The organism is Streptomyces sp. NPDC056480 (assembly GCF_042795405.1).
Lineage (GTDB): Bacteria > Actinomycetota > Actinomycetes > Streptomycetales > Streptomycetaceae > Streptomyces.
The window spans coordinates 1-11310 of record NZ_JBHTSA010000186.1 but is presented as its reverse complement, the minus strand read 5'-3'; the positions used below and the strand labels follow the sequence as shown (position 1 = coordinate 11310).

Sequence of the window (11310 nt, the reverse complement as noted above, 5' to 3'; positions counted from 1 at the left end):
CGGGACGGCGCGCTCTGGCGGCGCCTCCGCCCCTTGTGCCTGGACCCGCACCTCTTGTGCGCCGCACCTGTGGTGCGGGTCCAGGCGCAGGGAGCCTAGGCCCGGCAGAGGGCGCCGTTCCGTTGTGCCCACCCGTTCCGCCCCAGCGGAACGAATGCCCACAACGGGGTGGGGGCGGGTTCCGTCCCAGCGGAACGAATGCCCACAACGGGGGCGCGGCTCGTGAGGGGCGCGGGCTTCGGGCGTCGGTGAGGCCCCGCCACCCTCCGCGCCCCGTCACCCCCTGCGCCCCCGCCACCCCCTACGCCGCCTCCTCGTCCTCCTGCGTCCCGGCCCTCAGCCCCAAGTCCCGAAGCAGCGACGCCGCCGCCCGCTGCCCCGAGGTCAGGGCGCCCTGGGGGGTGCTCGTCGCGCGGTGGTCGCCGCAGACGTACAGGCCCGCGAGCAGGCGGACCGAGCGGTCCGCGTCGTGCGGCGGCGGCATCGACGGGACCGCGTCCGGCGTGTGACGCAGGGTCAGCAGCTCCCACTCGTCCGTCGACGTGCCGTACAGCGTCGCGAGGTGCTTGCGGACCCGCCGTTCCGTGTCGTCCGGCGGCGTTCCGAGCACCGTCGAGGTGATCAGCGTCCGGCCCTCCGGCGCCCGTCCCGGGTCCACCGCGCTCATCACCGCCGTGTGGGCCACCGGCCCGTCCGGGTCGGCCTCCAGGAGCAGCGTCGGGTCGGCCGTCGGCGCCACCGGCGCCGTGTGGTGCAGCACGGTCACGGCGTGGAAGGCCGGCCGCCGCAGACCGGGCAGCAGCTCGGCGGCCGTCCGCGCCCCCGTCGCGAGGACGACCGACCGGCACCGGAACACCCCGTGCTCCGCCGTCGTCACCCGCGAGATCGACGCCTCCGTGACCCGGACCCCCGTCCGTACCGTGCCCGGCGGCAGCGCCGCCGCGAGCCGCTCCGGGAGCGCGGCCGCCCCGCCCTCGGGCACCGCGAGCCGGCCCCGGGCGAAGGCGCGCAGCGCCAGGTCCGCGCGGCGGCTCGACATGCCGAGGTCCGGGTCGCCGAGGAGCGCCGCGAGCAGGGGCCGCAGCACGCCCTGGACGGTCCTGGCGGGCAGCCGCGCGGTCAGCGCCTCGCGGGCGGTCCGCTCGGGGCGGGCCAGGATGCGTTGCGTCGGGGTCGCCGCGAGCCGGACGAGGGACGCGCCGAGCCGCGCCTGGTCGAGCGAGGCGGCCGGATGCCGGGGGGCGCTCGCGAGGGCGCGCGCCACACTGAACGCTCCCCCCACGCTCCGGTGCCCCGTGCTCCGGGGCGCGCCGGCCGTCCGGCGCGGGTGCGGGGCGCCCCACCGCGCGTACCGTCCGTCGCTGTGCACGAGCACCCCCGGGGCGAACGGCCGCAGCACCAGGCCGTCGAGCCCGGGGGCGGCCCGGAGCTCCTCGTACGACAGGGTGAGCAGCGGTCCCACCCGGTCGAGCAGGAAGCCGTCGACGGCCTCGGTCGCCATCCGGCCCCCGACGCGGGGTTCCGCCTCCAGGACGACGGCGGTGAGCCCGGCGTCGGTGAGCCGGCGGGCCGCGGCGAGTCCCGCGACCCCGGCTCCCACGATGACGACGTCGACGGTCTGCGCGATGCCGAGGTCGACATCGACATCGGCATCGACGTTCGTACGCTGTGCGGTCCTTGCGCTGTCTGCGCTGTTGAGCACGTGCCCCTCCCCAGGTCGGCGCGGCCAGTGGGAGGCCTATGCCCCCAACGAGCCTCCGGAATGCCCGAGTTCGCCGTTCTCGTCGAGCCTAGGCAGCGCTCCCACGGGTGCCAGCCGCGCGCACCGGGGTGCGTGCGGCACGGGGGAGCACGGAGGGGGAGTGAGGGAGGGGGAGCGGTGTGCGGTTCAGCGCGCGGCGGCCCTGATGGAGTCGTCGATCGTCGGGAACGCGAAGTCGAATCCGGTCTCCAACAGCCGTCCCGGCAGCACCCGCTGACTCCCCAGCACGTCCTGCGCGAAGTCCCCGAGCACCACCTTCAGCGCGGGCGCGGGCACGGTGAAGAGGGTCGGCCGGCGCAGCACCCGGCCCATCGCCGCCGTCACCTCGCGGTTGGTGACGGGTTCGGGGGCGGTCAGGTTCACCGGGCCCGAGAGCGCCGGGGTGTCGACGAGATGGCGCAGGGCGGCCACCTCGTCGTGGAGGGAGATGAACGACCAGTACTGGCGGCCGTCGCCCATCCGTCCGCCGAGTCCGGCCCGGAAGACCGGGAACAGCCGTCCCCACGCTCCTCCCTCGCGCGCCACCACCAGGCCGGTGCGGGCGTAGGTGACGCGGATGCCGGCCTCCTCGGCGGGGGCCGCGGCGGCCTCCCACTCCACGCAGACCTCGGGCAGGAAGCCCGTGCCCGCCGGGGCGCTCTCGTCGACCGCGCGGCTGCCGGTGTCCCCGTACCAGCCGAGCGCCGTGCCGCACACCAGGCTCTCCGGCGGGTCGGCGAGGGAGGCGAGGGCCTGGGAGATCGCCGTCGTGCCGAGGACGCGGCTGTCGCGGATCTCCTGCTTGTACGCGTCGTTCCAGCGGCGTTCGCCGACCCCGGCGCCCGCCAGGTGCACGACGGAGTCCACGCCGACGAGCCCGGCGGCGTCCACGTACAGCCGCTTCGGGTCCCACTCGACCTCGTCGGCGGTCAGGGCGGGCCTGCGGACGAGCCGGACGACGTCGTGGCCGTCGGCGCGCAGGGAGCGGACGAGGGCGGAGCCGATGAGCCCGGAGGCACCGGTGACGGCGACGCGCTTGCGAGTGGCGGAACGCTGCATGGCACCATCCTGCCCTCCCGGGCGGGCGCGTGGCACAGTGGCGGTCATGATCGTGCCGGAGACCCTGATACGTACCGCCGAACGCGCGGACGACGCCACCCTCGCCGAGCTCGACCGGGCCGCGTGGTCGCCCCTGCACGCGGTGCTGCCCGCCCCGGTGCCGCCGTACGAGCCCTTCTTCGACGAGCGCCACCTGCCGGGGGACTACCTCCTCGCCGTGCGCGAGGAGGTGGTCGTCGGCTACATCCGGGTGGTGGCGCCGACCCCGCTCGCCGCCACCGCCCACGTGCGGCAGATCCAGGGGCTCGTGGTGGCCGAGGCCGTGCGGGGGCACGGCGTGGCGCGGGCGCTGCTGCGGGCCGCGATGGACAAGGCGCGGGCGGACGGCGCCGTCCGCATGACCCTGCGGGTGCTCGGCCACAACGCCCCGGCCCGCGCGCTCTACGCCTCCGAGGGCTTCGCGGTGGAGGGCGTGCTGCCGGGGGAGATGTTCCTGGCCGGGGAGTACGTGGACGACGTCCTCATGGGCCGGTCGCTGACCCTCCGCTGACGTCCGGGTTCAGCAGCCGCATTCCGCCCATCAGTTCGCGCAGGCAGCGGACCGCGAGCTCGGCCGGGGCGCCCTCGCCCCGTACCGGCGCGTCCGTCTCCGCCCAGCTCTCCAGCGCGATCCGGATCGCGTCCGTGGCCGCCGCCGCCGCGAGTCGTACCTCCAGCGGGTCCGCGCCCGGACCGGCGAGGCCGGCGACGACCTCGCGCAGCCGCTCCTCCGACTCCTGGTTGACCCGGTACCAGACGGCCCGCAGGGCCGGGTCCTCGGCGGCCGCGCGCAGCATCCCGCGCGTCCAGCGCAGTCCTTCCTCGGCCGCCGGGTCCGCCGGGGTCAGTGAGGCGGCGATCGAGCGTTCCAGGGCCTCGGGCAGCCCCGCGCCCGGTCCCGGGGCGGCACCGGCGCCGCCTGGGCCGTCCGTGGCCGTCGCGGCGAGCAGTTCGCGCCAGCGGTCGCCGCCGCCCGCGAGGAGCGGGGCCACGGCGTCCTGCTTGGAGCGGAAGTACCGGTAGAAGGTGCGCAGCGCGACCCCGGCCCGCAGGGCGATGTCCTCGGCCGTGGTGCCGTCGGGGCCGCGCTCGGTGAAGAGCTCGGCGGCGGCGCGCGCGATGTCCAGCTGGGTCGCGGCCTTGCGGCGCTCCGTCAGCGTCGGGGTGGGGGGCGTGGCGCCCGCGGGCTTGGTGCTCACCGTACGAAGCGTACGCCCGCGACTGCCGACGGTGCACATCGTGCAGCTGTGGCAAATCGTGCCACTTGGGCGTACGGTGGCGGCATTCCCCGGGAGCCTCCGACGTCCCGGACCCAGGATTCCCGGAAGCTCGACATCGAGAGGTTGCCGCCATGAACCAGCTGACCCGTTACGAAGGACGCCGCGCCCTCATCACCGGCGGAGGCTCCGGCATCGGCCAGGCCACCGTCCTGCGCGTGCTCGCCGAGGGCGGCCGGGTCGTCGCCGCGGACATCAGCGAGGACGGCCTCAAGGACACCGTCGCCAAGGCCGGCGACGCCGCCGACCGCCTCACCACCGTCGTCCTGAACGTCGCCGACGAGGCCTCCGTACGCGCCGGTGTCGCCGCCGCCGTCGAGGCGCTCGGCGGCCTGGACGTCCTGGTCAACGCGGCCGGCATCCTGCGCTCCTCGCACACCCACGAGACGAGCCTCGACTCCTTCGAGCAGGTCGTGCGGATCAACCTCACCGGCACGTTCCTGATGATCCGCGAGTCGATCCCCGCGCTCCTGGAGGGCGACGGCTCCGCCGTCGTGAACTTCTCCTCCACCTCGGCGATGTTCGCGCACCCCTACATGGCGGCCTACGCGGCCAGCAAGGGCGGCATCCAGTCCATGACCCACGCGCTCGCCGCCGAGTACGCCAAGCAGGGCATCCGCTTCACCGCGGTCCAGCCCGGCTCCATCTCCTCCGGCATGACCGACGGCACCGGCGCCAGCCGCCAGAGCGTCGGCCCCGGCATCCCCGAGGACGCCGACTGGTCCCTCTTCGGGAAGCTCGCCCCCGCCCTCGGCCAGGGCTTCGCGGGCCCCGAGACCGTCGCGGGCGTCGTCGCGATGCTGGCCTCCGAGGACGGGAAGTTCATCACCGGCACCGAGGTCCGCATCGACGGCGGCACCCACTTCTGACCGGCGCACTCCGGCCGCGACGGATCCCGGGGCCTCCCCGGGATCCGTGACGCGCGCTACACCGTCCCGAAGCGCTCCCACAGCCGGGGGAAGCGGGCCGCGAGGACCTTGTCGTCCTCCAGGTCGAACGGGGCTCCCAGCGGCTCCCCGCCAGGCATCGGAATGCCCAGGTCCGGAGTCTCCGCGCCGGTCAGCTGCTCGTACGCCTCGTCCGCCGCGAAACCGATCTCCTCGCCGTCCCCGTCGATCTCCACGTCGAAGTCGCCGAGCAGCTCCGCGAGCGTGTCGGGATCGTGCACCGCGCCCTCGTACACCTCACGGCCCTGGCCGATGAGCCAGCAGCGGAACGAATCGAAGGTCTCGTCGCCGGCCCCGTCGAAGAGCACCGCCGCCGCGCCCCACAGATCCCAGAGGTACGCGCGGTTGTAGCGGGCCTCGAAATGGCGTGCGTAGTCGAGCACGGAGTCGGGGTCCAGCCGGGTCAGCCGTTCCACGAGCAGGTCGGCCTGTTCCTCGGGGTCGCCCTCGGCGTCCTCGCGGCTGGCGTCGATGATCTCCCAGAACTCCGTCTCGTCCATCACGGGACCAGCATCCTGGTTCGGGAGGTGCGACGCACCCGGAAAGCCCGAAATGAATCCGGACAGAAGGTGTCGTACTTTCCTGCGAGTCTGGTGCGCATGACGACGGAGACGAACGAGACGAACCAGACGAACAGCCTGCGCGGACGGATCTGCCTGGTCGCCGGAGCCACCCGCGGCGCCGGACGCGGCATCGCCGTCCAGCTCGGCGCGGCCGGGGCGACGGTGTACGTCACCGGGCGGACCACCCGCGAGAAGCTCAGCGAGGTCGGCCGGGCCACCGAGACCATCGAGGAGACCGCCGAACTGGTGACGGCCGCCGGCGGCGAGGGCATCGCCGTCCCCACCGACCACCTGGAGGTCGACCAGGTGAAGGCGCTGGTCGAGCGGATCGACCGGGAGCGCGGCCGGCTCGACGTCCTCGTGAACGACGTGTGGGGCGGCGAGCACCTCCTCGTCTTCGGCGACAAGACCTGGGAGAGCGACCTCGCCGGCGGCCTGCGGATGCTGGAACTCGGGGTGCGGACGCACGCCATCACCTCCCACACGGCGATCCCGCTGCTCATCCGGAACCGGGGCGGCCTCGTCGTCGAGGTCACCGACGGCACGTCCGAGTACAACGGCACCCGCTACCGCGAGAACCTCTTCTACGACCTCGCCAAGAACGCCCCCATCCGGATGGCCTTCGGCCTCGGCAGGGAACTCGAGGAGTACGGCGGCACGGCCGTCTCCGTCACCCCCGGCTGGCTCAGGTCCGAGCAGATGCTCACCGCGTTCGGCGTCACCGAGGAGAACTGGCGCGACGCCGTCGAGAAGATCCCCGGCTTCGCGATCGCCGAGTCCCCGGTGTACGTGGGGAGGGCGATCGCCGCGCTCGCGGCCGACCCCGACCGGCACCGCTGGAACGGCCGGTCGCTGTCGAGCGGCCAGCTCGCGGGGGAGTACGGCTTCACCGACGCGGACGGCTCACGGCCGGACGCCTGGGGCTTCATGCTCGCCGAGGAGAAGGGCAGCCCGGACGTGAACGACTACCGCTGACCCTCACGCGTACCGCGAGGCCATCGCGCGGGCGGCCGCACCGAAACGCTCGCGCAGGGAGGCCGGGGCGAGCACCTCGGCCTCCGGGCCGAGCGTGAGCAGCTGGGAGAACGCGACCTCTTCGCTCTCCACCGGGAGGACCACCCGGAGCCCGCCGTCCTCGGCGACCGCCGCCGCGAGGGCCTCCTCGGCTGCCGCGCGGTCCGTCACGTACGGCAGCCGGTGGGCACCCGCCTCCGTGAGCCGTACGACGATCTCGGCGCGCAGGATCGACCGGGCGAACTCCGCCGCGCGCTCGGCCCAGAAGGCGGACAGGTCGAAGCCCTCGTCCCGCTCGAAGCGGTCCACGGCGAGGGCGACGGCGGCGAAGCGGTCCACCCGGTAGGTGCGGAAGGCCGTACCGGACCGCGCGCACAGGTACCAGACGCCCGCCTTCAGGACGAGGCCGTACGGGGCGAGCTCGCGCTCCACCTCGCGGTCACCGCGCCGGTAGCGGGCCGAGACCATCCGGTCGTCCCAGACCGCCTCCGCGATCGGCGGCAGCAGCTCCGGGGTCTCCGGCTCCTGGTACCAGCCGGGCGCGTCGAGCAGAAAGCGCTGCGCCACCGAGTCCGGGGCGTCCCGCAGCGAGGGCAGCAGCGCCGCGGACACCTTCAGCCGGGCCGCCGAGGCCGCGTCCTCCAGGCCCATGTCCCGCAGCGCCCCCGGCAGTCCGGACAGGAACAGCGCCTCGGCCTCGCCGCGCGCCAGGCCCGTGAGCCGGGTGCGGTAGCCGCCGACGAGCCGGTACCCACCGGTCCTGCCCCGGTCCGCATACACCGGAACCCCCGCCTCCGAGAGGGCGAGGGCATCGCGGGTGATGGTGCGCTCCGACACCTCCAGCTCGGCGGCGAGTTCGGCCGCCGTCATCGAAGGACGGGACTGGAGGAGAAGGACCATCTTGATCAGCCGGGCGGCGCGCATGAACCCATCATGCGCGCCCGCACCGACGACCGGGCAGGGCCTACAGGCCGTAGCGCTCGCGCGCCTCCTTCACGGCCGAGGCCGGGACCTCGCCGCGGCGGGCGAGCTGGGCGAGGGCCGCGACGACGATCGACTGGGCGTCGACGCCGAAGTGGCGGCGGGCCGCGTCACGGGTGTCCGAGAGGCCGAAGCCGTCGGCACCGAGCGAGGACCAGTCCTGCTCGACCCACTGCGCGATCTGGTCGGGGACCTGGCGCATGTAGTCGGAGACCGCGAGGACCGGGGACTCGACGCCCTCCAGGGCCGTGCGGATGTACGGCACCTGCTCCTCGCCGCGCAGCAGCGCCGCGTCGGCCTCGAGCGCGTCGCGCCGCAGCTCCGTCCAGGAGGTCGCGGACCACACGTCGGCGCCCACGCCCCACTCGGCGGCGAGCAGCCGCTGCGCCTCCAGGGCCCAGTGGATGGCCGTACCGGAGGAGAGGAGCTGGATCCGCGAGGCGTTCGCGGGCAGGTCGAGGCCCGCCGACTCCGCCGTGTTGAAGCGGTAGAGGCCCTTGACGATGCCCTCGTCGATGCCGGCCGGCTTGGCGGGCTGCGGCATCGGCTCGTTGTAGACGGTGAGGTAGTAGAAGACGTTCTGGTCCTCGCCCTCGGCGGCCTCGCCGTACATCCGGCGCAGACCCTCCTTGACGATGGCCGCGACCTCGTAGGCGAACGCCGGGTCGTACGTCAGCGCCGCCGGGTTGGTCGCCGCGATCACCGGCGAGTGGCCGTCGGCGTGCTGCAGGCCCTCACCCGTCAGGGTCGTACGGCCCGCGGTGGCGCCGACGAGGAAGCCGCGGCCGAGCTGGTCGCCGAGCTGCCACATCTGGTCGGCGGTCCGCTGCCAGCCGAACATCGAGTAGAAGATGTAGAACGGGATCATCGCCTCGCCGTGCGTGGAGTACGCGGTGGAAGCGGCGATGAAGTCGGCCATCGAACCGGCCTCGGTGATCCCCTCGTTGAGGATCTGGCCGTTGACGGCCTCCTTGTAGTACATCAGCTGGTCGCGGTCGACCGGCTCGTACGTCTGGCCCTTCGGCGAGTAGATGCCGAGCGACGGGAACAGCGACTCCATGCCGAAGGTCCGGGCCTCGTCCGGGACGATCGGGACCCAGCGCTTGCCGGTCTCCTTGTCGCGGATGAGGTCCTTGACCAGGCGGACGAAGGCCATCGTGGTCGCCATCGACTGCGTGCCGGAGCCCTTGTCGAAGGCGGTGAAGGCCTTCTCGGCCGGGGCCGGCAGCGGGGCGATCGCGTGGGTGCGACGGGCCGGGGCCGGGCCGCCGAGCGCCGCGCGGCGCTCCTGCAGGTAGCGGACCTCGGGGGAGTCGGCGCCGGGGTGGCCGTACGGCACCTGGCCGTCGGCGAACTGCGCGTCCGAGATGGGCAGTTCAAGAAGGTCACGCATGTTCTTGAACTCGTCGTTCGTGAGCTTCTTCATCTGGTGGTTCGCGTTCTTCGACGCGAAGCCCTCACCGAGGGTGAAGCCCTTGACGGTCTGCGCGAGGATGACCGTCGGCGCGCCCTTGAACTCCACGGCGGCCTTGTACGCGGCGTACACCTTGCGCGGCTCGTGGCCACCGCGCGAGAGGTGGAAGCACTCCAGGATCTTGTCGTCGCTCAGCAGCTGCGCCATCGCGACGAGCGCCGGGTCCTTGCCGAAGAAGTCCTGGCGGATGTAGGCGGCGTCGCGGGTCTGGTACGTCTGGACCTGCGCGTCCGGCACCTCGCGGAGGCGGCGGACGAGGGCGCCGGTGGTGTCGAGCGCGAACAGCTCGTCCCAGGCGTTGCCCCACAGCGACTTCACGACGTTCCAGCCGGCGCCGCGGAACTGGGCCTCCAGCTCCTGCACGATCTTGAAGTTGGCGCGGACCGGGCCGTCGAGGCGCTGCAGGTTGCAGTTGATGACGAAGGTCAGGTTGTCCAGACCCTCGCGGGCGGCCAGGGCGAGGGCCGCGGTCGACTCGGGCTCGTCCATCTCGCCGTCACCGAGGAACGCCCACACGTGCGAGGCGGAGACGTCCTTGATGGCGCGGTTGGTCAGGTAGCGGTTGAAGCGCGCCTGGTAGATCGCGGAGAGCGGGCCCAGACCCATGGAGACGGTCGGGAACTCCCACAGCCAGGGCAGGCGGCGCGGGTGCGGGTAGGAGGGCAGACCGTTGCCGCCGGACTCCTGCCGGAAGTTGTCGAGGTGGGCCTCGTTCAGGCGCCCGTCCAGGAACGCGCGGGCGTAGATGCCGGGCGCGGCGTGACCCTGGATGTAGAGCTGGTCGCCGGAACCGTCGGCTTCCTTGCCCTTGAAGAAGTGGTTGAAGCCGGTCTCGTACAGCCAGGCGGCCGACGCGAACGTGGCGATGTGACCGCCGACGCCGTACTTCGAGCCGCGGGTGACCATCGCGGCCGCGTTCCAGCGGTTCCAGGCGGTGATCCGGCGCTCCATGGCCTCGTCGCCGCCGAAGTCGGCGCCCGTCGGCTCGGCGGAGGTCGGGATGGTGTTGACGTAGTCCGTCTCCAGCAGCTTGGGCAGGGCGAGGCCCGCGCCCTCGGCGTGCTGGAGCGTGCGGCGCATCAGGTAGGCGGCCCGGTGGGGGCCGGCGGCCTTGGTGACGGCGTCCAGGGAGGCCGCCCACTCGGCGGTCTCCTCGGTGTCACGGTCCGGGAGCTGGTCGAGCTCGCTCGGAATCTTGCCTACGGGATCGGTCATGATCGCCGCCTTCCGGACAGGTGGGGGTGGAGAAGGGGTGCCTTGTCTGGCAGGACAGGGCGAAGGGCCGGGTAGCGGCCCGCCGAAGACTGTAAACCGACGATCGATGATCGATCAAAGGGTTGAAGGGGAAAACCTCTTCAGATCGAGAAAGTCGGCACAGGGTGCCGCGAAATGGGGCACCCGGTGCCTTGTTTTCGCGGGTGAGAGCGGGGAGAGGCCGCTCACCGAGGAGATGCGCGCACGAATGAGCGGGCCCACCGGAAGGGTGGACCCGCTCACTGTCCGTGACGAGAAAGGGGGGTCAGGCGCGCGGCGCGCAACCCAGCACATGCGCCTTCACGAGCGCGCCGATGTTCGGATCGCCCCGCCGGAAGGCCTCCACCAGCTCCTGGTGCTCCTCCGCGTACGACTTCTGGACCGTGCCGAGCCAGCGGATCGACAGGGCCGTGAAGACCTCGATGCCGAGGGTCTCCCAGGTGTGCAGCAGGACGGCGTTCCCCGCGGCCTTCACCAGCTCCCGGTGGAAGGCCACCGTGTGCCGCACCTGGGCCGTGCCGTCGGAGGTCGCGTCCGCCTCGTACAGGGCCGCCACGTGCGGCTCCAGGGCCGAGCAGTCGGCCGCGAGCCGGCCGGCCGCCAGCTCGGCCGCGATCTGCTCCAGACCGGCGCGTACGGGGTAGCTCTCCTCCAGGTCGGCGGCGGTCAGATTGCGGACCCGGACGCCCTTGTTCGGCGCCGACTCGATCAGCCGCAGCGACTCCAGCTCGCGCAGCGCCTCGCGCACGGGCGTCTGGCTGACTTCGAGCTCGGTCGCGATCCGGCGCTCCACGATCCGCTCGCCCGGCTTCCAGCGGCCGCTGACGATCCCCTCCACGATGTGCTCGCGGATCTGCTCGCGCAGCGAGTGGACGACGGGGACGGTCATGAAGCGGCTCCTCGGGGAGTGTTGACTCTAAAGACAATACGGCGGCGCCCCCGTCCGGAAACACTTCCGGAC

The 11310-nt window shown here is 73.2% G+C and carries 10 protein-coding genes; 3 read left to right on the top strand and 7 right to left on the bottom strand.

The annotated features are described in order from the left end of the window. Positions 1–301 precede the first annotated feature (301 nt). Positions 302–1702, bottom strand: a complete 1401-nt coding sequence (locus ACFQ79_RS38715) for an NAD(P)/FAD-dependent oxidoreductase (RefSeq protein WP_383592606.1) — start codon at positions 1700–1702, stop codon at positions 302–304. A 186-nt stretch (positions 1703–1888) separates the two neighbouring features. Continuing rightward, on the bottom strand, positions 1889–2800 hold the full coding sequence (locus tag ACFQ79_RS38710; RefSeq protein ID WP_383592603.1) for a TIGR01777 family oxidoreductase: 912 nt from the start codon (positions 2798–2800) through the stop codon (positions 1889–1891). A gap of 46 nt (positions 2801–2846) precedes the next feature. Between ACFQ79_RS38710 and ACFQ79_RS38705 the strand changes: the two genes are divergently transcribed. Continuing rightward, positions 2847–3350: a GNAT family N-acetyltransferase gene (locus tag ACFQ79_RS38705; RefSeq protein ID WP_383592600.1), complete on the top strand. Its 504-nt coding sequence runs from the start codon at positions 2847–2849 to the stop codon at positions 3348–3350. On the opposite strand, the gene ACFQ79_RS38700 is transcribed toward ACFQ79_RS38705, so the two are convergent. Then, positions 3322–4077 carry a TetR/AcrR family transcriptional regulator gene (locus tag ACFQ79_RS38700; protein WP_383592597.1) on the bottom strand — a complete coding sequence of 252 codons (756 nt, stop codon included), beginning with the start codon at positions 4075–4077 and terminating at the stop codon, positions 3322–3324. The two genes, ACFQ79_RS38705 and ACFQ79_RS38700, sit on opposite strands and share 29 nt — an antisense overlap. A gap of 113 nt (positions 4078–4190) precedes the next feature. Between ACFQ79_RS38700 and ACFQ79_RS38695 the strand changes: the two genes are divergently transcribed. Continuing rightward, positions 4191–4985, top strand: coding sequence for an SDR family NAD(P)-dependent oxidoreductase (locus tag ACFQ79_RS38695; RefSeq protein ID WP_383592594.1), 795 nt, complete (start codon positions 4191–4193; stop codon positions 4983–4985). A gap of 56 nt (positions 4986–5041) precedes the next feature. Here ACFQ79_RS38695 and ACFQ79_RS38690 read toward each other — a convergent pair whose 3' ends face one another. Continuing rightward, positions 5042–5563: a DUF4240 domain-containing protein gene (locus ACFQ79_RS38690; protein WP_383592608.1), complete on the bottom strand. Its 522-nt coding sequence runs from the start codon at positions 5561–5563 to the stop codon at positions 5042–5044. A gap of 99 nt (positions 5564–5662) precedes the next feature. On the opposite strand from ACFQ79_RS38690, the gene ACFQ79_RS38685 reads away from it, so the two are divergent. Continuing rightward, entirely contained in the window at positions 5663–6601 is a 939-nt protein-coding gene (locus tag ACFQ79_RS38685) for an SDR family oxidoreductase (protein ID WP_383592591.1), read from the top strand. 3 nt (positions 6602–6604) lie between these two features. Here ACFQ79_RS38685 and ACFQ79_RS38680 read toward each other — a convergent pair whose 3' ends face one another. From ACFQ79_RS38680 to ACFQ79_RS38670, 3 genes are all read right to left on the bottom strand, one after another. Continuing rightward, positions 6605–7564, bottom strand: coding sequence for a helix-turn-helix transcriptional regulator (locus ACFQ79_RS38680; RefSeq protein ID WP_383592587.1), 960 nt, complete (start codon positions 7562–7564; stop codon positions 6605–6607). A gap of 40 nt (positions 7565–7604) precedes the next feature. Next, positions 7605–10310 (bottom strand): pyruvate dehydrogenase (acetyl-transferring), homodimeric type, encoded by a 2706-nt coding sequence (gene aceE, locus ACFQ79_RS38675; RefSeq protein ID WP_383592584.1) that lies wholly within the window; start codon positions 10308–10310, stop codon positions 7605–7607. A 304-nt stretch (positions 10311–10614) separates the two neighbouring features. Further along, positions 10615–11238 (bottom strand): GntR family transcriptional regulator, encoded by a 624-nt coding sequence (locus ACFQ79_RS38670; RefSeq protein WP_030314321.1) that lies wholly within the window; start codon positions 11236–11238, stop codon positions 10615–10617. Between the last annotated feature and the right edge of the window lie 72 nt (positions 11239–11310).

Coding starts and splice junctions, on each gene's coding strand:
- ACFQ79_RS38710 (WP_383592603.1), bottom strand. CDS start 2,800: ATGCAGCGTTCCGCCACTCGCAAGCGCGTCGCCGTCACCGGTGCCTCC.
- ACFQ79_RS38705 (WP_383592600.1), top strand. CDS start 2,847: ATGATCGTGCCGGAGACCCTGATACGTACCGCCGAACGCGCGGACGAC.
- ACFQ79_RS38700 (WP_383592597.1), bottom strand. CDS start 4,077: ATGTGCACCGTCGGCAGTCGCGGGCGTACGCTTCGTACGGTGAGCACC.
- ACFQ79_RS38695 (WP_383592594.1), top strand. CDS start 4,191: ATGAACCAGCTGACCCGTTACGAAGGACGCCGCGCCCTCATCACCGGC.
- ACFQ79_RS38690 (WP_383592608.1), bottom strand. CDS start 5,563: ATGGACGAGACGGAGTTCTGGGAGATCATCGACGCCAGCCGCGAGGAC.
- ACFQ79_RS38685 (WP_383592591.1), top strand. CDS start 5,663: ATGACGACGGAGACGAACGAGACGAACCAGACGAACAGCCTGCGCGGA.
- ACFQ79_RS38680 (WP_383592587.1), bottom strand. CDS start 7,564: ATGCGCGCCGCCCGGCTGATCAAGATGGTCCTTCTCCTCCAGTCCCGT.
- aceE (WP_383592584.1), bottom strand. CDS start 10,310: ATGACCGATCCCGTAGGCAAGATTCCGAGCGAGCTCGACCAGCTCCCG.
- ACFQ79_RS38670 (WP_030314321.1), bottom strand. CDS start 11,238: ATGACCGTCCCCGTCGTCCACTCGCTGCGCGAGCAGATCCGCGAGCAC.